The organism is Thalassospira xiamenensis M-5 = DSM 17429 (genome assembly GCF_000300235.2).
Taxonomy (GTDB): domain Bacteria; phylum Pseudomonadota; class Alphaproteobacteria; order Rhodospirillales; family Thalassospiraceae; genus Thalassospira; species Thalassospira xiamenensis.
Window position 1 is genome coordinate 2,061,005 of the sequence record NZ_CP004388.1, and the last position, 23,228, is coordinate 2,084,232.

The following is a 23,228-nucleotide window of genomic DNA, read 5'->3' on the forward strand; positions in this document are numbered from 1 at the left end:
CTCCTCCTGGGGGTCAGAGTATTATTGTTTCCCCCGTGCGTACCGACTGATCCGCAGCGAGGGCAATCCGTAAGGAGCCCAATGCATCTTCCATATGCTGCGTAAGGTCAAGGTTTTCCGTTATAGACTTTAGGAAAAATTGCTGTTCACGCAGACACAGGCCGTCATGATCGGGCTCGTCGTCTGTGCGGATGATTTCGTCAGATTGTGTAAATTTTCCGGCAGCATCTGTGGCAGCATGGTGAAGCTTTAAGGCATTCGTTTTTGTGTGGGTGTCGATATCGGCTGAACCGGCACCTTTTTCTTCAACATCGGTGATGGAAACACAGCCTTTCGGTCCGATCACATCTTTGACGAAAAAGGCGGTTTCGCTGATCATTGGTCCCCAACCGGCCTCGTACCAGCCAACTGATCCGTCATCAAAGCGCACCTGCAACTGACCATAGTTATACATTTCAGGTGCAACTTCATCAGACAGGCGTACGCCGATGGCGCTGACCGATACCGGTTTTGCGCCGGTCATCAGACACATCATGTCAAGATAATGCACACCACAATCGACAATCGGTGAAACACTGTTGAGCAACCGTTTATGGGTTTCCCAGAAAGCACCGCTGCTTTGTTGGTTCAGGTTCATGCGCATGACGAGCGGCTTGCCGAGTGTCTTTGCAACTTCAACGAACTTTGCCCAAGACGGATGATGGCGCAGGATATAGCCGATCACCAGTTTGCGACCGTGCTTTTTGGCTGCATTGACCACACGTTCGGCATCCTCGGCAGTAGCTGCCAATGGCTTTTCAATAAAGACATGCGCCCCGGCTTCGAATGCGGCGATGGCAAAATCAGCATGGGTTTCGGTATATGTGTTGATCGAAACTGCATCAGGTTTTGTTGCCGCCAGCGCAGTATGAAAATCGGTAAATTGCGGGTAGGCAGCAAAACCATCCGGAAGGTTTTCTGCCGGGATTTCGGAACGGGCACACAGTCCGACGATTTCGTACCCGTCAAGCGCGTGATAGGCCTTGGCATGCGATAATCCCATATTGCCAAGACCGACGACAAGAATACGAACAGGCTTCATGTTGTGCCTCCTGATAAGTTTCTAATGCTTTGTTGTATTGAGATTATTCTACGCCTTTGATCCAGCTCCGTGTGACGTTGTAATCGTCATCAAACAGGATCATGTCGGCCTGATAGCCCGGTGCGATGTGTCCCATGACATCGTCAAGTTTCAGGAACGCGGCCGGATACAGGGACGCCATGCGAAGCGCTTCGCCAAGATCGATGCCGACCATTTCGACGCAATTCTTAACCGCGGCGATCATGTCGAGGTCCGATCCGGCCAATGTACCATCAGCCAGCGCGCAGCGACCATCGGTGGCCATGATCTCCTCGCCACCCAGAACAAAGCGTTTTTCGTCAGCCCCGACTGTTGGCATGGCGTCGGTCACCAGCATGATCTTGCCTTTGGCCTTGGCGTGAATGGCAACCTTCAGAACGGCTGGATGCACATGATAGCCATCAGCGATCAATCCGCACCAGGTGCTGTCATCGGCCATCGCCGCACCGGCAACACCGGGTTCACGGTGGGTCATCGGGCTCATGGCATTAAACAAATGCGTGAAGCCGCGCATGCCTTCGGCAATGGCAGCCTGTAGGTGGTTATAAGTGCCCGCAGTATGACCGGCACAAACCAGAACGCCACGATCAGCCAGCTTTTTAATTGTGCCTTTGGCGGCCTTTTCCGGGGCCATGGTCACCAGGATACGGCCATTGGGAAGGCGGGTCAGAAGATCAATCGCGTCACCTTCCATCGGGCGGATGATGTTCGCGTCATGCACGCCTTTGCGTTCGGCATTCAGATACGGGCCTTCCAGATGGATGCCGACAATGCCCGGTACTTCCTGATTGATTGCGTCGGTTACGGCCATAATCGCGGCTTCCATTTTGTCGCGATGATCCGTGATCAGGGTAGGCAGCATGGCCGTGGTGCCATATTTACGGTGGGCAGCCATGATCGCGCGAATACCGTCGACATTCGGTTCATCGTTTAACAAGATCCCGCCACCACCATTGACCTGAACATCGATAAGGCCGGGCGCAAGTATCTGATTTCCCGCATCAATCACCGCGATATTTTCAGGGATATGGCGGCTTTCAACAATCGCATCCACCTTGCTGTCCCGAACAATGACAGCTTTGCCGTTATGGAAATCTGTACCGTCAAAGACACGTGCATTGGTAATGGCAAAATCGGTCATCAGTGCGTCTCCGTTACTTTGGACAGGTGTGGTGGCGCATCTGGATTGCAACCACGTTCCAGCGCAACATGTTCTGCGAGCGTATAGAATGTCTGGATCATTGCGATGGGGGCCAGAAGCGGGTGGATATCCTCGACCACCGGAAGATGGCCCTTGATATCAGCGTGACCGGTTTCGGCGGCGAACAGATTATTGGTTTTCGCCCGCATTTCTTCGAGGAAACCCTCGACACTTTCGCGCGATGCATCTTGTTGGGAAAAGACCAGCAACGGGAAATCCTTAGTTACCAGTGCCATCGGGCCATGCTTCACTTCGGCTGCGCTGAAAGCTTCGGCATGCAGGCTACTGGTTTCCTTGAATTTAAGGGCTGCTTCCTGTGCGATGGCAAAGGCTGGCCCACGGCCGATCACATAAAGACCGTTTGATTTCGCAATCGCGTCAGCAGCATCAAGCCAATCCATGCCAAGCGCCTTTTCGAGTGATGCGGGCAGGGCGACAAGCGCCTTGTTGAATGCCGGGTCCTGCGTCCATCCACCAACGATCTGCGCGATGGCGGACAATGTTGCGATATAGGATTTGGTCGCGGCAACACTGATTTCAGGGCCTGCCATCAGCGGAATGACATGGTCAACCGTATTGGCCAACGGGGAATCAACGACATTGACCAATGCTACGGTGCGGGCACCGGCATCACGGGCGGCCTCGGTATTCTTGACCAGATCCGGGCTTTTGCCCGACTGGGAGACGGCAATAAACAAGGCGTCCTTGCTGGCGATAGACCGGTTATATATCGAGACGATCGATGGGGCAGCAGATACGACCGGAATGCCAAGCTGGCTTTCAATCAGATATTTTGCGTAAAGCGTTGCATGATCAGAGCTGCCGCGCCCGCACGTCACAACGAATTTTGGCGGGTTGGCACGCAGGTCCGCGACCAGAGCATCAATTGCAGTCTTGTTGTGATCAAGCTGCTTGGCAACGATGGCCGGGGCTTCGGCCAGTTCGCGACCCATCTGGGTTTTGGGTGTCCAGCGCGTGCTCATATCGAGTGTTTCCTCAAACTTTTGGGGCGACGTGCGACGCGATCATTTTCAGCGCGCATCAACTTGCATTTCGGCGATGAAGTCGTAACTGTCGCCACGATAATAGGAACGGGTGAATTCGACCGGTGTACCGTTGGCAAGGAAAGAACGCCGTTCGATATAAAGGGCGGCACAGCCATCAGGTACGCCAAGGATTTTTGCCGTTTCGCCATCAAACAGTTCAGCCCGAAGACGTTGAAGAGCGCGTTCAGGCTTTTTGCCGTATTTTGCCAGCGCATCATAAAGCGACTTTTCGACTTCATCCGGGCTTGGCAGGAAGGCGCGTGGCACGACTGCGTATTCGAGAGCCATCGGTTTGTCATTGGCTGTACGTAAACGCCGCAACCTTGTTACTTCTGTACCCGGCGAAAGATTAAGCGCCATGGCTTCTTCGGGCGAGGCATGACCGAGGGTTTTTTCAATCCAGACTGCACCGGGCTTCATACCACGCGTGATCATATCCTCGGTAAAGGATGTCAGGCGCGAAAGGGCCTGTTCAACGCGCGGGGCGACAAATGTGCCTGCGCCGTGACGCTGTACAAGGACGCCTTCTTCTACAAGGGCACGCATGGCATTTCGTACGGTAACGCGTGAAATACCAAGTTCATTAGCTAGATCGCGTTCGCTTGGCAGGGCGTCATCGACTTTCAGGATACCATCATCGATAACGGCCTTGATTGCCGTTTGCAGGCGGCGATACAGCGGGCCATGACCGATATTTTCGATGTCCCGGGCACGCAGGCTTGCGATGACGTCTGCTGTACTGATCATGCATGCACCTTTTGATATTTACTAGCCATCAGGATTGCCCCATGCAGGGCATCGTTTTGTGCCGGAACCAGATCGGACCGGATATCGTCAGGCATGCGTTTGGCCATCTGCTCGGCAAGGCCGCCCATCAAACTCAGCCGTTTCGCGCCGAATTCCTGAAGCTTGTGCAGAATATTGCGATTTGCGGTTACAGCAACATCAATGATGGCGGCAGCAGTCGAGTCACCATGGCTGTCGGCATCGAATACCATTGGGCAGAATGCGCCATAATCAGCTGGTCGGGCTTTCTCGGCAAAAGCGACGATTTCTTCTGGATTGTCGTTAAAATGTTTCATGACGGCGCGAGTCAGTTCGGATGACACCGCCAAACCTTCGTGGGCAAGCAGGGCGGTTTCAATCGCCGTCCGGCCAATACGGGCGCCGCTTCCGATATCAGAAATCTCGAAGCCCCAACCAGCAAGTGCCAATTCACGACCCTCGACAATCGCCTGTCCGCAGGTACCGGTTCCAACAATCAATATGGCCCCGTCAGCACCATCATGTGCGCCAAGGCATGCAGTGTAGGCATCGGTCGCAAAACAGGCACTGGCGAACGGATGTTTATAGGATTCGGCAAGTTTGCGTTCGCGCTCCAACGGCAAACCGGCCAGTCCAAGTCCTGCGTGCAAATCCGAAATGCGGCTTTCGGAAAGGCCTGCTTCCTTGAGTGCCATGGTCGCAGCGGCAATGATTTCACCAAAGACGTGGTTTATGCCAAGGCGGGTATTTGCCCCGCCGCGCATGGCTTCACCGAGGGTTTCACCCGCGCTATTGACAATGCGCGCCCGGCAGCGCGTACCGCCACCATCAATGCCAAGGTAGAGCTTTTCTTTTTGTGCGTTTTGCATTCCGACCATCCCTAACTGAAGGGATCATAGCAGAGTGGTATCTTGAAAAGCAATACCAATATAAATCCACTAATGCTGTTCTCGGTCCCATTTTGGCATCATGTAGATAAGGATGGCGCTGCCGGTGATAAATTGAAATCACCTATTATCTATTTGAAAAAAAGTGAAATATGAGGTGAATCTGAGTAAATTTCGGGGTGCGTTCAGGAAGTGCCTTGCCTTGCTGGTATCATAATGGTATTTAACTGATGGAGGGAGATTGGAAAATGGCATCACGCACTGAAGAATTTGATATGCGCTTTGCCGGGTTGGATCAGTGGTCCGACGCAGATTTCCTTATGGCTTTGTGGGAAGGCCAGATGCGCGCAGTCGCATCGCTGGGGCCGGTCCTGACGGATATGGCAACAGCCGCAAACGGGATAGCACGTCGCCTGGGCGGCGGGGGTCGTCTCGTTTATGTTGGTGCTGGAACTTCCGGCACGGTGGCCTGGCAGGATGCCAAGGAACTTGGCGGAACGTTTGGCTGGCCCGAAGACATGACCATTGTCATGTTGGCAGGCGGCTTGCTAAGCGAGCCGGGTGTATTCAATTCCGCTGAAGACGATACCAAAGCCGCAGAAGACGAAATTACCCGACATCGCATAGGTGAAGGTGACGCGGTCATTGCCGTCGCGGCCAGTGGCTCTACGCCTTATACATTGCGCGTCGTTAAACTGGCACGTAAGCGCGGTGCTTACACCGTTGGTCTTTGCAATAACCCTGATGGCAAACTTTTGACGACGGCAGAGTGCGGTATTTTTCTTGATAGCGCGCCCGAAGTTATCGCTGGCTCAACCCGGATGGGGGCAGGGACCGCGCAGAAGGCTGCCATAAATATCCTTTCATCGCTTGTCATGAGCAAGCTGGGGCGACTTTTTGATAATCTGATGATCGGCATGCGTGCCGAAAACATCAAGTTGCATGATCGCGCCATCCGCATTACAGGGCATATTGCTGGTTGCGATGCGCGGAATGCCGAAAGCGCCCTTGAAAAAGCACAGTTTGATATCCGCATCGCGGTCCTGATTGCCAAAGGGCACGAGACCGCGAAAGCCAAAGAAATTCTTGCGATGTTTAACGGAAATCTCCGGGCAGCGCTTGAGTATAAGGACTGACATCTGCAGGGATAGCAGTCCGCCGACATTGATCAGAGGAGGCATAAATGTCGAATAAAGTGTTTGCAAAAGGCCTGGCAGCGGCCCTGGCGGCAAGTGTCGCCCTGGTTCCGTTGATGGCATCTGCCGGCGAACTCGTGATCGAGAGCTGGCGTAACGACGATATCGATATCTGGAATGATCAGATTATTCCGGCCTTTAACAAGGAATATCCTGAAATCAAGGTGACTTTCTCGCCGACCCCGCCGACAGATTATAACGCGCTGATCAATGCGAAATTCGCAGGCGGTACTGCTGGTGATCTGATTACCTGCCGTCCGTTCGATGCGTCGCTTGAGCTTTACAAGCAGGGAAATCTTGCACCGCTTGATGACATCAAGGGGATGGACAATTTCTCGGACGTTGCGAAATCCGCATGGCAGACCGATGATGGTTCCGCCACCTTCTGTCTGCCAATGGCATCGGTTATTCATGGCTTTATCTATAACAAGGAAGCCTTCGAGGCGGCCGGTGTAGAAGTGCCGAAAACCCGCGAAGAGTTCTATGCCGCCCTTGATAAAATCAAGGAAGAAGGCAGCTATATCCCGATGGCAATGGGGACTGCTGATCAGTGGGAAGCAGCCACCATGGGCTTCCAGAACATTGGTCCGAATTACTGGAAAGGCGAAGAGGGCCGTAAAGCCCTGATCGATGGTAACCAGAAATTCACCGACAAGCCGTATATTGATACCTTTACTGAACTGGCGAGCTGGTCGAACTATCTGCCGGACGGTTATGAAGCCATTTCCTATCCGGATGCGCAGAACCTGTTCTCGCTTGGTCGCGCGGCAGTTTATCCGGCCGGTTCGTGGGATATTTCCCTGTTTAACAGCCAAGCCGAATTTGAATTCGGTGCCTTCCCACCGCCCCCGGCTGCGGGTTCGGATACCTGCTATATCAGTGACCATACCGATATCGCGCTGGGTCTGAATGCCAAATCGCCGAATGCCGCCGAAGCAAAGATCTTTCTCGAATGGATGACCGGTTCGGAATTTGCGTCGCTTTATTCGAACGCGCTGCCGGGCTTCTTCTCGTTGTCGAACCACAAGGTTGAAATCAGCGATCCGGTTGCCAACGAGTTCGTCAGCTGGCGTCAGAAATGCGAGTCAACCATTCGTAACTCGTATCAGATTCTGTCACGCGGCACGCCGAACCTTGAAAACGAACTGTGGAACATTTCCGCACAGGTTATCAACGGCACCGTTACCCCGGAAGAGGCTGGCCAAGCTACCGAAGCCGGACTTGCGAAGTGGTATGCGCCGCATCAGTAAGGCCTGAATACAGATGGCAGGTGACTTCTTGCGCCTGCCATCGTTGTATCCGCAGTAATATGTTGCAGTTCCGCAGATCACGCTGATTGACAAATCCGGCGGACAGGACTGCAATCAGGCCCCTAGATGAACGCTTTCGACCGGGGGCGCGTTCCCCGTACGCTTAATCTCAGAAAGACAGGATAAGGTATGGCGCATTCCGGACCCATGACCGATTGGCGCAAGGCAAAATTGCCTGTGTTTGCCTTTCTGGCACCTGCGACGATCATCTACACATTGTTTATGATCTATCCGCTGATCGATTCCATACGTCTCAGTTTTTATTCCACGCCAAGCGGCGGGGAGATGGCCTTTGTCGGTTTCGATAACTATCGAACCATTCTGGGTGATCCGGACTGGTCGGCGACCTTCTGGAACAGTTTCTGGAACAACATGAAATTCTTTGCGGTTCACATGCTGGTGCAGAACCCGATCGGGATCGCGCTTGCGGGTATTTTGAGCCTGCCGCAACTAAGGTTCCGCAATACCTATCGCACGATGATGATCATGCCAACCATGCTGTCGGTGGTGCTTGTCGGTTTCATCTGGCAACTGATCCTGAGCCCTGTCTGGGGTGTGGGCGTCGATATCCTTGATATTTTCGGCCTGAAATCACTGTTTGGTCCGTGGCTTGGCAAGGAAGGTTCGGCCCTGATCACGCTTTCCTTTATCTCGGTCTGGCAGTGGGTCGGCATCCCGCTGATGCTGATTTATGCGGCCCTTCTGGCTATCCCCGATGATCTGGTCGATGCGGCGATTGTCGATGGCGCGACCCATTTCGAGGTGTTTCTGCATATCAAGCTGCCGCTGGTTCTGCCGACGATTGCGATGGTGTCGATCCTGACATTTGTGGGTAACTTCAATGCGTTCGACCTGATTTATGCCGTAAAGGGTGCGTTGGCCGGTCCGAATTTCTCGACCGATATCATGGGCACACTGTTCTATCGCACATTCTTTGGCTACCAGTTGCAGCTTGGCGATCCGAGCCTGGGGGCGACGGTCGCGTCACTGATGTTCCTGATCATTCTTGCTGGTGTTCTGTTCTATCTGTTCGCCGTGCAGCGCCGTCTGGCGCGCTACCAGTTGTAAGGAGGCGGCCAGATGATGATGAATAAAAATATTCGCAGGGAAGACATGTCGCGTGCCGTGATTGTGCATGCGATCCTGCTGACCTACACGTTGGTGGCGCTGTATCCGATCTTTCTCGTGATCATCAACGCATTCAAATCCCGCAAAGGTATTTTCAAAGACCCGATGGGGTTGCCGAATGCGGAAACCTTCAGTCTTGACGGTTTTACCAAAGTCCTGGCCAAGTCGAATTTCGAGCTGTTTTTCTTTAACAGCTTTACCGTAACCGTCGTGACCATCGTTATTGTTCTGCTGCTTGCATCGATGGCCGCCTGGGCGCTTTCGGAATACAAGTTTCCGGGCAATACGTGGCTTGCGCTGTATCTGGCTGTTGGCATCATGGTTCCGATCCGTCTGGGATCGGTTTCCATCCTGAACCTGATTGTGGAGTTGGGATTGATCAATACGCTGACGGCCCTTGTGCTGGTTTATGTCGCGCAAGGATTGCCGTTGGCGATCTTTATCCTGACGGAATTCATGCATCAGATACCCAAGGATTTGAAAGAAGCCGCCCGTTGCGATGGGGTCGGTGAATTCAAGATTTTCTTTGCAGTTATCCTGCCGCTGATCCGGCCGGCTGTGGCAACGGTCGCCGTGTTTACCATGATCCCGATCTGGAATGATCTTTGGTTCCCGCTGATCCTTGCCCCGGGGGATGGCAAGCAGACCATTACGCTTGGTATCCAGCAATTCATCGGTCAGTACGTGACCGACTGGAACGCGGTTCTGGCGTCGTTGAGCCTCGCGATCATTCCGATCCTGTTTCTTTATCTGATTTTCTCCCGACAACTCATTCGCGGCCTGACATCTGGCGCGGTGAAATGAGTATTGGTGTGACAGGAGCTTACCTAAATGGCTGATTTGAAACTGGACCAGATCCGCAAAAGCTATGGCGCTGTTGACGTGCTGCATGGCATTGATCTGGATGTGAAGGACGGAGAGTTCGTCGTATTTGTTGGGCCGTCCGGCTGCGGCAAATCGACGTTACTGCGTATCATTGCCGGTCTGGAAGATATCACCGGTGGTGATCTAATGATCGACGGGGATATCGTCAATACCAAAAGCCCGCGCGACCGCGGGATTGCGATGGTATTCCAGTCCTATGCGCTTTATCCGCATATGACGGTCTATAAAAATATGGCGTTCGGCTTGAAGCTTGCCAATCACGACAAAAGCGCGATTGACCAGCGGGTTCGAGAAGCCGCCCGCATTCTGCAACTGGACAAGCTGCTGGATCGTCGTCCTTCTGAATTGTCGGGCGGGCAACGTCAGCGTGTCGCAATTGGTCGCGCCATTGTGCGTCAGCCGAAAGTTTTCCTGTTTGATGAACCACTGTCGAACCTGGATGCGGCGTTGCGCGTTCAAACCCGTATCGAGATCGCCAAGCTGCATCAGGAACTAAAATCAACGATTGTCTACGTCACACATGATCAGGTCGAAGCGATGACGCTTGCCGACAAGATCATTGTGATGAATGCTGGCAATGTCGAGCAGGTCGGATCACCGATGCAGCTTTATCATCACCCGCAAACCCGGTTTGTTGCCGGTTTCATCGGATCACCTGCGATGAATTTTACAACCGTGCATGTTGATGCGGTAGCGCAGGGTAAGGTAACCGTTACCGTGCCGGGAGGCGCCAAGGCTGTTCTGCCGTTTGACGTGCCCGCAGGTGATGTCGGCAAGGATGTCGAACTGGGAGTCCGTCCCGAGCATCTGTCACCGGGTGAGCAGGGGGATTTGTCGATTTCCGGCGAGGTCGATGTTGTCGAGAAGCTCGGCGACTCTACCTATCTGTACCTCAAGCTGGCGAATGGGGACCGCTTCACAGTTCGCGCGCCTGGCCACAGCCGTATTAAAATTGGCGAAACTCTCAGTGCCGCAGCCGAAGCCGGGGCTTCTCATCTGTTTGATGCCAACGGAAAGGCCTATGACAAGCTTCAATGCCCACCGGAATATAGTGCCGCCGAATAGAGTTTAGCTTCCAGATATTTAGACATGAAGGGGTAGCCGGTTTGGCTGCCCCTTTTTTATTTGCAAGCAGATGCGTTTGGGGCCCGAAATTCCGAAAAATTGTTGCAGAAGTTTAACTTGCAGAAAGTCCGGTTTCACGGCGAGAATTGAAACGAATTGTTCAAAAGAACGCAAAATGATCGATTTTGCTTTCGTTTCAACAGAGTTTCTTGCGATACTGGTGCTGTCCCGGAACGTTAGCAATGCCCTAGAATGCATTGACGCCGGACAGGGGAAGTGCCGTCACGTCAACAGAGAGGTAAAATAATGTCGAAAAAGCATGGCGCACTGCGCGGTTCTTTGCTGGGGCTTACTGCTCTTGCCGGAATGGCGATGCTTGGTGCAAACGCACAGGCTGAAGAGCTTCGTTTGCTGACCTGGGGTGGATATGCCCCGGATGACGTCGTCGAGATGTTTGAGAAAGAGACCGGAATCGACGTTGAAGTCACGCTTTCGAACAACGAAGACATGATTTCCAAACTGCGTGCTACCGGTGGTGGCGGTTTCGACCTTGCCCAGCCGTCCCAGGACCGCATTTCTGGTGCACAGCTCGAATATGGCATTTACAAGCCGATTGATCTTTCCAAGATTGATGCTGCGAAGTTCATTCCGTCGATGCTGGAAGCAACCAAGAAAAATACCACGCTTGATGGCGAGGTTTATGGTGTCCCACATGTCTGGGGGACCAGCGGCCTGATCGTTGACACGACCAAAGCTGGTGACGTCAAAGATTATACCGATCTTTGCAATGCCGATATTTCGGGCAAGGTTTCCTATCGCTTGAAACGGCCAACCCTGATCGGATTTGCCTTTGCAATGGGTATGGACCCGTTTGCGGCATATGGCGATGAAGCCAAGTATCAGGAAATTCTTGATGCGGTTGAGAAAAAGCTGGTTGAGTGCAAGCCAAACGTCAAAACCTATTGGGAAGGCGGCGATGCACTGCTTAACCTTGTGCGGTCGGGCGAAGTTGTTGCCGCAATGGCATGGGATACCGGTGGCTGGAAACTCAATAACGACAACGCCGACATTACTTTTGTTGCCCCGGCATCCGGTGCTTTAGGCTGGATCGACACGTTTGTCCTGCCGCGCAAATCCGAGAACGAAGATGCTGCTTACAAGTGGATCAATTTCGTCATGCAGCCGGAGATTGCTGCCAAAATTACCGCAAGTGCCGGTAACTTTACCGCATCCAAAGGTGCGGACGAGTTTGCGGATGACAAGCTGAAGGCGCAGTTCCAGGGAAGCTTCCCAGCCGAAGCCCTTGATAACATTAAATGGTATCCGACGGTTCCGGCTGGTCTGGAAACCCTTGAAGGCAAAACGCTTGATCGTGTGAAAGCAGCACAGTCGTAAGCCAAGCTGTTCTGATCCTGTTTGGATCGGATGATAATGTCCCCGGCATATGTTGCCGGGGACATTGCATTTTTTCATTTCTGCGATAGCCGGGTTCAAGCTGGCATCGGTAATTCATTTCAAGCAGGCTCCTATGGCAGATCAATTCGACCTTGAATGTCGTGACGTGGTCAAAAAGTTTGACGCTTTTACCGCGGTAGATTCGATTTCACTTACGATTCCCAAAGGGTCCTTCTTTTCTATTCTGGGGCCAAGTGGTTGCGGTAAAACCACGCTGTTGCGCATGCTGGCCGGGTTTCAGGCACCGACATCGGGCGACATCCTTATCAAGGGATCATCGGTGCTGGGTGTCCCGCCAAACCGTCGACCGGTGAATATGGTATTTCAGCATCTGGCGCTGTTTCCGATGATGAATGTTTCGGAGAACGTGGCATACGGACTGAAACGCCGTGGTGCTGATCGGGCTACAATCGATAAAAAGGTCAGTGATACACTGGCACGTGTCGGGTTGCCGGATTCCGGCCCCAAACAGATCAGTCAGCTTTCGGGAGGGCAGAAACAGCGTATCGCAATTGCACGATGCCTTGTGCTGGAACCAGCGGTGCTGCTGCTTGATGAGCCGCTCGGCGCTCTTGATCTCAAGTTGCGTGAGCATATGAAGGTGGAGCTCAAGCAATTGCAGCACGAGATCGGCACGACCTTTGTTTACATCACGCACGACCAATCCGAAGCCTTGGTAATGTCCGATCAGGTGGCCGTCATGAATGCAGGCCGGTTTGAGCAGGTTGGGGCTCCGCAGGATCTTTATTACAACCCGCATACGGCTTTCGTTGCCGGATTTGTTGGCGAAAGCAATCGCTGGAAGGGGACTGTTGGCATGACGCATGACGATCATATCGTTATCAATCTACCAACCGGTGGGGTCGTTCTGGCATCTCGCAAGACTCATCCAACACTGGCTGAAGGGCAACTTGTTGATGTTTTTGTCCGTCCGGAAGCCATCGCGATTGACGGGCTGGGTAAGACTGACAATGCGATTGCCGCAAAAGTTGACAATGTTCTGTTTAATGGTGCCGCCAGCAGTGTTCAGGTTCGCGATAAGGCAACCGGCCATGAAATGACGGTTGCGTTACCGCAAACGGGTGCTTTTGCCAATCTGAAATCCGGTGATCTGGTCAATTTGACCTGGGGGGCTGAACAGACCCGATGCTTTGTCGCAGCACAAAATCAAGAGGCGACAGCATGACAAATCCTGCATCCTCGGGCACTGGCGGGGCTGTTCGCTTTGGCGCGCTATTGCTGGCTATGCCCTTGTTGCTTTGGCTATTTTTGCTGGTGATCCTGCCGCATGTCGACTTGTTGCTTGTGTCACTGCGTGAACGGATTTCATATGGCAAGTACGAATTCAGCCTGATCAATTACACCGAGTTTTTTGTCGAGCCGCTTTATTGGAACACCTATGTTCGAACGGCGGTGATGTCGATCATGGCGACCGTACTTACGCTTTTGATCGGTTTTCCTGTTTCCTATTACATCGCCAAAGTCATGCGGGGCAAAGGCAAGAATGTTTTGTTCCTGCTATGCCTGATCCCGTTCTGGGTATCAGAGCTGGTGCGGACGTTTGGCTGGATGATTTTGCTGCGCGAAAGCGGTGTGATCAGCAATTTCCTGCAATGGGCCGGGATCGCCGATGGGCCTGTTGAGATGCTTTATAATGATGCCACCATCATGGTGGGGCTTGTATATACGTCGATGTTGTTCATGGTCGTGCCTCTTGTGTCAGTACTTGACAGCCTTGACGACAGTTTGATTGAGGCAGGCTATGACCTTGGCGGAAATGCATTCACGGTGACACGCGATATCGTCATTCCGCATGCCATGCCCGGAATCGCGTCAGGCTGCATCGTTGTTTTCATGCTGACACTTGGTAACTATCTGACCCCGAACCTTTTGGGCGGCAAGGATAGCCTTTGGTTTACCGAGCAAATCTATACACAGTTCATCACGCGGTTTAACTGGGAATCCGGATCGGCATTCGGGTTCCTGCTGCTGGTTCTGTCATCGATGATTGTTTGGATCGGTCTGAAGCTGAGCCGCCAGACACTTTCAGAAACCGTGAGCTGAGGGAGGAAACCGCCATGATTCCGAGCATTCCGCAGCCGCGCTTTTACAAAGGCATTTACGCAGGGTATATCGCTCTATTTTTCATCTACCTTAGTGCGCCGTTGATTGTTGTTGGTGTGTTTGCTTTCAATGATAGCCTGTTCCCGTCCATGCCATGGGAGGGAGGCACACTCAAATGGTTCTTTGGTAGCGACGGTCCGTATATCGGAATATTCAATGACGGCAAGTTGCTGGAAAGCGTTGGGGTTTCAGCCTTTGTCGCATTTTGGGTGACCTTGCTGTCGGTTACTGTCGGAACCTGCAATGCGTTCCTGTTTGAACGTGCGCAGTTTCCGGGAAAAAATCTGCTTTATGTGGTGGCGTTGTCGCCCTTGGTTATTCCCGGGGTCATATTGGGCATATCGATTCTGGTCTTTTCCAATGCCATTGCAAACGGAATTGAAGAAGCGATTGGATGGGATCTTGATTTCCTGCGACCGGGGCTGTTTCTGGTGATTATCGGACAATTTGCTTTTATCACTACGATAACGACGCTGGTGATTTCTGCGCGTCTTCGCAAGTTTGACATCAGTCTGGAAGAAGCCGCACTTAATCTTGGTGCAACACGACAGGCAGCTCTTTGGACGGTTACCATCCCATTCCTGAAACCGGCATTAATCGGGGCGGGGATCGTTGCATTCCTGATGTCGTTTGAAAATTTCAACACAACACTGATGCTAGTCGGATCTGATGCGCCGTTGACCATTGCCATGTTTGACCGCCTCAAACAGGGATCAACACCGGTTCTGAACGCGCTGTCCCTGCTGCTTATGGTGGTTTCTGGCGGCTTGGCATTGCTTTCCGTTTTTGTTCAGCGTGACAGGAATTCCACCTGAGATTACGGCGTCAAGATGCAGCGATCCATGTTCGCAAATGAACATTGAACGGGTATCCTTTGGGTACCCGTTTTGCATATGCAAATGGAGTTGTTGCAATGCATTGTTGCAAGTGCATGACTTTGTAATATTTGTGAAAGTGCCGAAAAATCTGGGGAAATGTTAAATGTGCGCATGTGAAAGACATTTATGCCATTCATCAGGATTGAAAGCCTTTGCAAGCTGTTCGATTTATGAGATGTTCATATGAACATTTGAAGGGGTCGAATACACACTAAAAATCAAAAACTGACAGTTTTTAAGGTCATTTCGCGCATCAAAAGTAAATTTCCGAAAACTGTCACTTGAGGAAACGTCCCCCTCGAATGAAAACGAATGCGTTGTGTCGACCGATCAACAGGCGGTTGGCGCGAACGAGTTTTTATTTGGGAGATAGAAGATCATGTTTCGCAAAACCCTGATGGCAGCAGCAGCTGTGTTCGCACTGGGCGGCACAGCGAATGCTGCGACCGAGATCACCTGGTGGCATGCCATGGACGGCGCACTGGGCGATGTCGTCAATCAGATCACTGCCGACTTCAACGCCAGCCAGGACGAATACCAACTGGTTGCTGTGAACAAAGGCGGTTACGAAGACACGATGACGGCCGGTATTGCTGCTTTCCGCGCGAAAAACCAGCCGAACATCATCCAGATCTTCGATGCCGGTGCTGCAACCATCATTAACGCCAAAGGCGCTGTTAAACCGGTTCAGGACCTTATGCAGTCAAATGGTGTCAAGTTTGACATCAATGATTACATCCCGGGGGTTCGCTACTTCTATGCCGATTCCGACGGCAAGATGATTGGCATGCCGTTCAACAGCTCGACCCCGCTGCTTTATTTCAACAAAGATGCGTTGGCCAAAGCCGGTGTTGAGGTGCCGAAAACCTGGCAGGAATTCGAAGAAATCGCACCTAAGCTGAAAGAAGCCGGTTTCGAAGGCCTTGCCGAATCACACAGCCCGTGGATATTCTTTGAAAACTTCATGTCGCGTCACAACCTTCAGATGGCAACCGCCAACAATGGTTATGATAGCACGGATGTTGAACTTCTATACAACAATGACGCGCTCAAAGATCACTGGAAGCACGTCAAAGAATGGAAAGATGCCGGTTATTTCGGTTACTATGGCCGCGCATGGGGCGCCAACCAGGACGCCTTCCTGCAGCAGAAAGCTGCAATGTGGCTCGGTTCTTCCGGCTCGTTCGGTGGTCTGAAAAAATCTGCACAGTTTGAATTTGGCACTTCGACCCTTCCATATTGGGAAGGCGTTGGTGACGCGCCGAAATCGACCTTCATCGGTGGTGCCTCGCTGTTCGCATTCTCTGGCCACAGTGCAGAAGAAGATGCTGGCGTTGCGAAATTCTTCGAGTTCCTGACCAAACCGGAAACCCAGTTCTACTGGCACAAAGAAACCGGTTATGTTCCGATCACCACCGCGGCCTACGAGCTTGCCAAGAAAGAAGGCTACTATAACGAAAGCCCGGACGCAGAAGTCGGCATTCAGCAGCTTTCCGAAGAAGGTGGAGAGTGGACCAAAGGTTATCGCCTTGGTTTCTACGTTCAGATCCGTGAAGTCATCTATCGCGAAGTCGACAAGATGATGAATGGTGAAGCAACCATCGATCAAGCTTTTGCTACGATCGAGGAAGAAGGCAATGCGCTTCTGAAGCGCTTCCACGATACCTATTCGAACTAAGCATTATCTCGCTGACAGGGCGGCTTTTACCGGCCGCCCTGTTTTTCGATTCCTGGACCGGTCTTGGGGTTGCGTCAGCAATGAAACGCGTACAATTCGGGCACAGCCCGGTGCCATACTTTTTTGTGGCACCGCAAATTCTGATTATTGCGATATTTTTCCTGTGGCCTGCCGCACAGGCAGTTTATCAGTCTTTCCTGCTTGAGGACGCCTTTGGCATGTCCTCGCAATTTGTTTGGTTCCGAAATTTTGAGGATGTGCTTTCGAGCAGCAGCTGGCTGAAGTCAGCCATTTTCACAGCTGTCTTTTCCTTCCTTGTGGCATTCATTTCCATCGCGATTTCGCTGTTTCTTGCCGTTCGGGCCGATGAAGTGATCCGTGGAGCCAAATCATATAAAACGCTTTTGATGTGGGGATATGCCGTTGCGCCGCCCGTGGCTGGCTTGCTGGGCAATATGTTGTTCAACCCTTTGATGGGCGATCTATACAAGCTGTTCAACAGCTTCGGGTTTGAGTTCAATCACATCCAGAATGCCAATGATGCGGCATTTGTCGTGACACTGATTGCCGTGTGGAAACAGGTCAGTGTGAATTTCATTTTCTTCCTGTCAGGTTTGCAGGGAATTCCGAAATCGGTAACTGAAGCCGCGACGCTGGATTGCAAAAGTGCGGAACGTCGTTTCTGGACGATTACCTTCCCTCTGCTGGCGCCAACCACATTCTTCCTGATGGTGATCAACCTGACCTATGCGTTCTTTGAAACGTTCGGGATCATCGATGTTTCCACCAAGGGATCACCGGGCGGTGCGACAGCAACCCTTGTTTACAAGGTTTATGTCGACGGATTCCTTGGAGCGGATATGGGCGGTAGTTCGGCGCAATCCGTGCTGCTTATGATCATGGTCAGCGTGCTGACTGTGTTCCAGTTCCGATTTATCGAACGCAAAGTGCATTATTAGGGGGGACGCGTCATGTATCAGTCAAAATGGCGTTCTATTACCAATCATGTGATCCTTATTCTTGGATCGCTCTTTATGATCCTGCCGGTATGGATTGCGTTCGTTTCATCGACCCATACGCGTGAATTTCTGTTCCAGAACGGCTTGCAGTTCTGGTTTGGCGGACATTTCCTTGAAAATTATGGCGCGATCCTGTTTGACACGGCAGCAACAAAAGGCCGTGTTACGGCGCTTGAAATGCTGTTTAACAGCATGGTTCTTGGACTTGGCTTTGCGATTGGCAAAGTCATCATTTCAATGATGGCGGCATATGCGATCGTCTATTTCCGCTTCCGGCTCGCGGTGCCGATATTCTGGGTCATTTTCTCGACCCTTTTGCTGCCTCTTGAAGTGCGAATTGTGCCATCCTACGAGGTGGTATCAAGCCTTGGGCTACTCAATACCTATACCGGCTTGATCCTGCCGCTGATTGCGTCGGCAACAGGTACGTTTTTCTTCCGTCAGTTTTTCCGGTCTGTTCCGGATGAGCTTTTGGAAGCCGCGCGTCTGGATGGGGCAGGGCCGCTTCGTTTCTTCATCGATATTCTGGTGCCGCTTTCGGTCACCATGATTGCCGCGATCTTTATCATCATGTTTGTGGTTGGCTGGAACCAGTATCTTTGGCCGTTGCTGATGACTACTGATGATCAGCTTTACACCATCGTGATCGGGATCAAGCAGGTTTATAATTCGCTTTATGAAGGCGGCCAGATTCCGCAGTTCCCCAAGGCATTTGCACTGACAATCATGGCAACCATCCCGCCGGTACTGGTGGTGGTGATTTTCCAGCGAATGTTCGTAAAAGGTCTGGTCGAAACCGAAAAATAGGCTCGATCAACCATTTGATATCAGTGATTTAAAGATACACAGATCCGCATACAGGATACGAAAATGGCAACTGTTACCCTTAATCGGGCTGAAAAAACCTATGACAATGGCTTCAAGGCTTTGCATGGTATCGATCTTCATATTGGTGACGGGGAATTCACCGTTCTGGTCGGCCCGTCGGGCTGTGGCAAATCAACACTTCTGCGAATGATCGCGGGCCTTGAAAGCATTACAGGTGGCGAGATCAAAATCGATGACCGGGTTGTCAACAATGTTGCGCCGGCTGATCGTGACATCGCGATGGTGTTTCAGAACTATGCGCTTTATCCGCATATGACCAACTATGCCAATATGGCGTATGGTCTTAAAAATCGCGGATACAGCAAGGTGGAAATCGACACCCGCGTTCGAGATGCCGCCAAGATTCTTCAGCTTGACGATTATCTGGAACGCAAACCGCAGCAGCTTTCGGGCGGGCAGCGCCAGCGTGTGGCAATGGGGCGTGCAATTGTGCGCGAACCAAAGGTTTTTCTGTTTGATGAGCCGCTGTCGAACCTTGATGCAAAGCTTCGTGTCGATATGAGACTTGAGATCAAGAACCTTCAGCAACGTCTTGGAATTACGTCAGTTTATGTGACGCATGATCAGGTCGAAGCCATGACACTGGCAGATCGCCTGATTGTCATGAATGCCGGCGTTGCCGAACAAATTGGTACGCCGATTGAAATATATGAAAAACCGGCCAGCCTCTTTGTCGCAAGCTTCATCGGATCGCCGTCAATGAACTTCCTGAACGGGACGGTTTCGGATGACAAAAGCCACGTCGTTATCGGCGATGGCAGCAAGATCGATCTTGATCATCAGATCGAGGCCGGTCGAGAACTGGTGGTCGGGGTCCGTCCAGAACACTTTACCCTGACTGTCGATGGCAGTGGTGCATTGAAGGCCAGGGTTCGAATGATTGAATCGCTTGGTGCGGAAACGCTGGTCTATCTTGAATTCGGTGAAAAGAATGAAAGTGTGACGTTGCGCATGCAGGGCACGCATCAGTTTGCCAAAGGACAGGAACTGGCACTTTCGACCACAACCGATCAGGTGCATCTGTTTGACAGGGACAGTGGCAAGCGTCTCTGATCTTGATTTGATCTCTGGTTCGTCGCAAGCCGGTCTGCAGCGGCCCCGGTGCGTCTATCGTGCCGGGGCTGTTTTTTAGACGGAGGGAATGCGTAACCGGGTTAATTTTGTCCTTGTTTCGATACAGCCAAGCAGGTAGTTCCTTGGCCATACAACGCAGGAGCATCATGTGAACGCCGAACAGAAACAGGTTCTTTATCAGGAAGCTGAAAAAGAACTGATCAGCATCACCGAGGGTGAAACCAACGTCACCGCGCTGATGGCGACAATCAGCTGTATTCTTGCACAAAAGTTCGACTATTATTTCTGGACTGGCTTTTATATCGTTGATCCAGCGAAAGAAAATGAACTGGTCGTCGGGCCTTATCAGGGGACTTTGGGGTGCCTGCGCATTCCGTTTGGTCGCGGTGTTTGCGGCACAGCTGCTGCGACGCTCAAAACCCAGGTTGTTGAAGATGTTCACGCTTTTCCGGGGCATATCGCCTGTGACAGCCGGTCGAACTCCGAGATTGTCGTGCCGGTGCTGAATGCGCAAGGACAGTTGATTGCGGTGCTCGACGTCGATAGTGTCGAGGCTGGTTCGTTCGACGATACTGATCGCATCGCACTTGAAACTTTAATGCAGCGCATTTTTGCGCAATGATAACTCACCAGTTTCGTTCATACGAAACGGCGGACAACACAAACTTTGGAAGATAACCCATGGCTGGCAGTGTCAATAAAGTCATTCTCGTCGGGAACCTCGGCCGCGATCCTGAAATTCGTTTCACCCAGGCTGGCAAAAAGATTGCCAATTTCAGCATTGCGACCTCGGAACAGTGGCGAGACCGCCAGTCGGGCGAGCGTCGCGAGCGCACCGAATGGCATCGCATCGTCGTTTTCAACGAAGGTTTGGCCGATGTGGTTGAACGCTTTGTGAAAAAAGGCAGCAAGCTTTATATCGAAGGCCAGCTTCGCACCCGCAAATGGCAGGGGCAGGACGGCAAGGACAATTACACCACTGAAATCGTGCTTGAAGGATTCAACTCGAACCTGACCATGCTCGACAACCGCGGCGAAGGCGGCGGCATGGGTGGCGGCGGCGCAAGCTCTGGCGGCAGCTATGGATCGGACAATGGTGGCGGTTATGGCGGCGGATCGGATGCCGGTTGGGGCAATGGTAGCTCGTCGGGCGGCGGTTCTGCGCCTGCCGGAGCACCGGACCTTGATGACGAAATTCCGTTCTAAGACGCGGTTGGTTGCAAGACTTGTTGATGCCCTCGGGAACTTGCTTTTCCGGGGGCATTTTTGTTCATGCCAGAAGAGTGCATCTGAATAAGCCACCCAGCCGATCTTCCGGTTCCCAGCCTCGCATCTGTGAAAAGTAGCATTCCCATGACATCGAATGGCAAGTTGACCCTTGACTTCATAAAGCAGCAGGCAGAAGAAGAACAGCTAATGCCGACGAACTTCAAGCAGGTGAAGCTGACAAAGAAGTTTCTGTTGCCGCACATCCGGAAATTGCAAGACGACTTGCTACGTCTGAGATTGCAGTTTGATCGTGAGTTTGATCAGGCCCGGCACCCGAAAAAAGGCGAATATCCCCAAGGATACTGCTATGAAATCACCAAAGGCGTCAAAGAGCTTTTGGAGCATGAGTTGCAGGCGCCACAGACCGTGGGGATTGGCGCGTTACGAGATTTTTGTCTGAATGGTGGAATAACCAAACGTGTTTGGGGCAATCTTCGACACGAATATTTTCAGAATGCTTTCCAGTTCGGCGATCTTTACGTCGATGTTTCCAATGATACAGTGACGATCACCAAGCCAAAGGTGGAAATCCTTCCGCTGGCCAAGGCCCGATTCTATTCGATCTCGGACTATGACACCTATGCCGGGCTCGCTGAGAAATACTGGAAGGGTAATATCTATCCAAACCGGCTTTTGCCTGAATTGGCCGTTATGTTCCCGATCTTCTTTGTTTCGGCGGACGGGAAGCCCGAAGCGCATGCGAATTACCAGACGATCCTGTATCGCAATATGCAACTCGATTTCGCGTTAGCGGAGAGGTTCCTGACCAAGGGCAGGTTTCAAGATCGGGTATTGCCTGAAAACCATGCCAAACGTCTGATATCCGAGTTCGGCGGTCTTGAAATGCCGGTATCAAATGATGACCTTAAAAGACACTTCGCCGCCGCCCGGCAAAGCGAATTACGGCTGGATGCTGTTCGTTGTCAATTGCTGCTTGATCAGGCGCGAGCAATTTGAAATTGTTGTAACTTCAAACATATAATGTGTTCGTTTGAACATTTGCGCGGTATTCAAATCCGGGAATATAAATTTGGTCGGACCGATCTTTGGTAACCCGGACATGGGTAGAAACTACATCGTGCAGGACTGTGTCTATGCCGTCATCCTCAACGATGCCGGTGAGGTTGCGGTTGCGCGCACTCCCAAAGGCGTTGTTCTCATCGGGGGCGGGGTCGAGCGTGGCGAAAGTGAGCGTGATGCCTTGCATCGCGAAGCATATGAAGAATCCGGTTACAGGATAGATATTCGCAATCGTCTTGGAATTGCTTCACAATATGTCAGCAATTTTACCAAAGGCCGGTTTCGGCTCAAGCGCGGTGTGTTCTTCCTGTGCGAGTTCACCGAACGACTTGGGCCGCCGGTTGAACCGGATCATGAACTGATCTGGCTTGCCTATGATGATGCGCATCAAAAATTGATCCGGCCATTTCATCGTTGGGCGCTTGAAGTAGGGTTTGCGGGAGAGCAGGCATCGCCTTAACCGCAACACTTTTTATATTTCTTGCCCGAACCACAAGGGCAGGGATCATTGCGGCCAATGTTGACGGAGTTAAGAACAGTTTTTAGGTTTCGTTGTTCGGGAAATTTACCATCTATATAAAGCCAGTTCCCGTTGCGGCGTTCAAATCGGGATATTTCGTGCAAGACATGATCGGTACCCCTATCGCGAAACCGGGCAACGAATTCGACAATACCATTCTGATCAAGAATGCCGCCTTTATCCGTCGCAATTATTTCCAGTCCAGTCCATTCGCATCTGTCCGACCTGATCTGATCCTGATCAAATCCTGATGCCTTTTCCGGAGCCAGTGTTGCCAGAAGGTAATCCGCGTCTCGGCAAACAAATGCGCTGTAACGAGCACGCATCAATTGTTCGGCAGTTGAGGCTTTTCGCTTTCCAGCCAGGATTGCCCCGCAGCAATTGTCGAAACTTTCGCCTTTTCCACAAGGGCAGGGGCCTATGGCTGCAGGTTTATGCATCGCACATCGCAACTGTCCATTGGTCACATAAATCATTTTCGCTCAAACGCATTGTTAATGTCGTGTCATACCAGCCCCAACAGGAGCGGGTATCGACCAGTCCCATTACCACATTTTATGGGGTGCCTTAAAACGCTGCAAAAAACAATCAGTATGCCTTCTTTTTGCCGTATATCGATTTTAGCGTGAAGATATTGGTATTGATAATTCCCGACTGCGTTTATCGGGTAAATTATGTAAAATACTGATATTGAAAGTTA

Annotated in this window: 23 protein-coding genes; 17 read left to right on the forward strand and 6 right to left on the reverse strand. The window is 51.8% G+C overall.

From position 1 onward, the window contains the following. Nucleotides 1-13: 13 nt before the first annotated feature. Genes TH3_RS09695 through TH3_RS09715 form a run of 5 tightly spaced genes read right to left on the reverse strand, consistent with a single transcriptional unit; the run spans nt 14 to nt 5,001 of the window. The gene (locus TH3_RS09695; RefSeq protein ID WP_007089612.1) at nt 14-1,081 is read right to left on the reverse strand and encodes a Gfo/Idh/MocA family protein; all 1,068 of its coding nucleotides are present in this window, start codon (nt 1,079-1,081) and stop codon (nt 14-16) included. Nucleotides 1,082-1,124: 43 nt separating this feature from the next. Beyond that, nucleotides 1,125-2,261: an N-acetylglucosamine-6-phosphate deacetylase gene (gene nagA, locus TH3_RS09700; protein ID WP_007089611.1), complete on the reverse strand. Its 1,137-nt coding sequence runs from the start codon at nt 2,259-2,261 to the stop codon at nt 1,125-1,127. After that, on the reverse strand, nt 2,261-3,304 hold the full coding sequence (locus TH3_RS09705; RefSeq protein ID WP_007089610.1) for an SIS domain-containing protein: 1,044 nt from the start codon (nt 3,302-3,304) through the stop codon (nt 2,261-2,263). The genes nagA and TH3_RS09705 overlap by 1 nt, the downstream gene beginning before the upstream one ends. A 48-nt stretch (nt 3,305-3,352) precedes the next feature. Beyond that, nucleotides 3,353-4,114 carry a GntR family transcriptional regulator gene (locus tag TH3_RS09710; protein WP_007089609.1) on the reverse strand — a complete coding sequence of 254 codons (762 nt, stop codon included), beginning with the start codon at nt 4,112-4,114 and terminating at the stop codon, nt 3,353-3,355. Beyond that, a complete protein-coding gene (locus TH3_RS09715; protein ID WP_007089608.1) occupies nt 4,111-5,001 on the reverse strand; it encodes a glucosamine kinase nucleotide-binding domain-containing protein in 891 nt (296 codons plus the stop codon). Before TH3_RS09715 ends, TH3_RS09710 begins: the two co-directional genes overlap by 4 nt. A 266-nt stretch (nt 5,002-5,267) precedes the next feature. Between TH3_RS09715 and TH3_RS09720 the strand changes: the two genes are divergently transcribed. From TH3_RS09720 to TH3_RS09800, 17 genes are all read left to right on the forward strand, one after another. Then, nucleotides 5,268-6,155: an N-acetylmuramic acid 6-phosphate etherase gene (locus TH3_RS09720; RefSeq protein ID WP_007089607.1), complete on the forward strand. Its 888-nt coding sequence runs from the start codon at nt 5,268-5,270 to the stop codon at nt 6,153-6,155. Between the two features lie 47 nt (nt 6,156-6,202). Continuing rightward, a complete protein-coding gene (locus TH3_RS09725) occupies nt 6,203-7,465 on the forward strand; it encodes an ABC transporter substrate-binding protein (RefSeq protein WP_007089606.1) in 1,263 nt (420 codons plus the stop codon). A gap of 189 nt (nt 7,466-7,654) precedes the next feature. After that, nucleotides 7,655-8,593 carry a carbohydrate ABC transporter permease gene (locus TH3_RS09730; RefSeq protein ID WP_007089605.1) on the forward strand — a complete coding sequence of 313 codons (939 nt, stop codon included), beginning with the start codon at nt 7,655-7,657 and terminating at the stop codon, nt 8,591-8,593. Nucleotides 8,594-8,605: 12 nt separating this feature from the next. Beyond that, on the forward strand, nt 8,606-9,457 hold the full coding sequence (locus TH3_RS09735) for a carbohydrate ABC transporter permease (protein WP_007089604.1): 852 nt from the start codon (nt 8,606-8,608) through the stop codon (nt 9,455-9,457). Between the two features lie 27 nt (nt 9,458-9,484). Next, nucleotides 9,485-10,603 carry an ABC transporter ATP-binding protein gene (locus TH3_RS09740; protein WP_007089603.1) on the forward strand — a complete coding sequence of 373 codons (1,119 nt, stop codon included), beginning with the start codon at nt 9,485-9,487 and terminating at the stop codon, nt 10,601-10,603. 306 nt (nt 10,604-10,909) lie between these two features. Continuing rightward, nucleotides 10,910-11,998 (forward strand): extracellular solute-binding protein, encoded by a 1,089-nt coding sequence (locus TH3_RS09745; RefSeq protein WP_007089602.1) that lies wholly within the window; start codon nt 10,910-10,912, stop codon nt 11,996-11,998. 133 nt (nt 11,999-12,131) lie between these two features. After that, entirely contained in the window at nt 12,132-13,244 is a 1,113-nt protein-coding gene (locus tag TH3_RS09750) for an ABC transporter ATP-binding protein (protein ID WP_040060823.1), read from the forward strand. Beyond that, nucleotides 13,241-14,122 (forward strand): ABC transporter permease, encoded by an 882-nt coding sequence (locus tag TH3_RS09755; protein ID WP_007089600.1) that lies wholly within the window; start codon nt 13,241-13,243, stop codon nt 14,120-14,122. Before TH3_RS09750 ends, TH3_RS09755 begins: the two co-directional genes overlap by 4 nt. Nucleotides 14,123-14,136: 14 nt before the next feature. Further along, a complete protein-coding gene (locus TH3_RS09760; protein ID WP_007089599.1) occupies nt 14,137-14,997 on the forward strand; it encodes an ABC transporter permease in 861 nt (286 codons plus the stop codon). A gap of 442 nt (nt 14,998-15,439) precedes the next feature. Beyond that, nucleotides 15,440-16,738, forward strand: a complete 1,299-nt coding sequence (ugpB, locus tag TH3_RS09765; RefSeq protein ID WP_007089598.1) for a sn-glycerol-3-phosphate ABC transporter substrate-binding protein UgpB — start codon at nt 15,440-15,442, stop codon at nt 16,736-16,738. 80 nt (nt 16,739-16,818) lie between these two features. Next, nucleotides 16,819-17,697, forward strand: coding sequence for an ABC transporter permease subunit (locus TH3_RS09770; RefSeq protein ID WP_007089597.1), 879 nt, complete (start codon nt 16,819-16,821; stop codon nt 17,695-17,697). A gap of 12 nt (nt 17,698-17,709) precedes the next feature. After that, nucleotides 17,710-18,564 carry a sn-glycerol-3-phosphate ABC transporter permease UgpE gene (gene ugpE / locus TH3_RS09775; RefSeq protein WP_007089596.1) on the forward strand — a complete coding sequence of 285 codons (855 nt, stop codon included), beginning with the start codon at nt 17,710-17,712 and terminating at the stop codon, nt 18,562-18,564. Nucleotides 18,565-18,627: 63 nt separating this feature from the next. Then, on the forward strand, nt 18,628-19,698 hold the full coding sequence (locus TH3_RS09780; RefSeq protein WP_007089595.1) for a sn-glycerol-3-phosphate import ATP-binding protein UgpC: 1,071 nt from the start codon (nt 18,628-18,630) through the stop codon (nt 19,696-19,698). Between the two features lie 169 nt (nt 19,699-19,867). Continuing rightward, nucleotides 19,868-20,341, forward strand: coding sequence for a GAF domain-containing protein (locus tag TH3_RS09785; protein WP_007089594.1), 474 nt, complete (start codon nt 19,868-19,870; stop codon nt 20,339-20,341). Nucleotides 20,342-20,400: 59 nt separating this feature from the next. Beyond that, the gene (gene ssb, locus TH3_RS09790) at nt 20,401-20,925 is read left to right on the forward strand and encodes a single-stranded DNA-binding protein (RefSeq protein WP_007089593.1); all 525 of its coding nucleotides are present in this window, start codon (nt 20,401-20,403) and stop codon (nt 20,923-20,925) included. A 147-nt stretch (nt 20,926-21,072) separates the two neighbouring features. Next, nucleotides 21,073-21,945, forward strand: coding sequence for a hypothetical protein (locus TH3_RS22390; RefSeq protein WP_007089592.1), 873 nt, complete (start codon nt 21,073-21,075; stop codon nt 21,943-21,945). A gap of 103 nt (nt 21,946-22,048) precedes the next feature. After that, a complete protein-coding gene (locus TH3_RS09800; RefSeq protein ID WP_233421867.1) occupies nt 22,049-22,468 on the forward strand; it encodes an NUDIX domain-containing protein in 420 nt (139 codons plus the stop codon). On the opposite strand, the gene TH3_RS22645 is transcribed toward TH3_RS09800, so the two are convergent. Continuing rightward, a complete protein-coding gene (locus TH3_RS22645; RefSeq protein WP_233421868.1) occupies nt 22,465-23,004 on the reverse strand; it encodes a YchJ family protein in 540 nt (179 codons plus the stop codon). The two genes, TH3_RS09800 and TH3_RS22645, sit on opposite strands and share 4 nt — an antisense overlap. Nucleotides 23,005-23,228 lie beyond the last annotated feature (224 nt).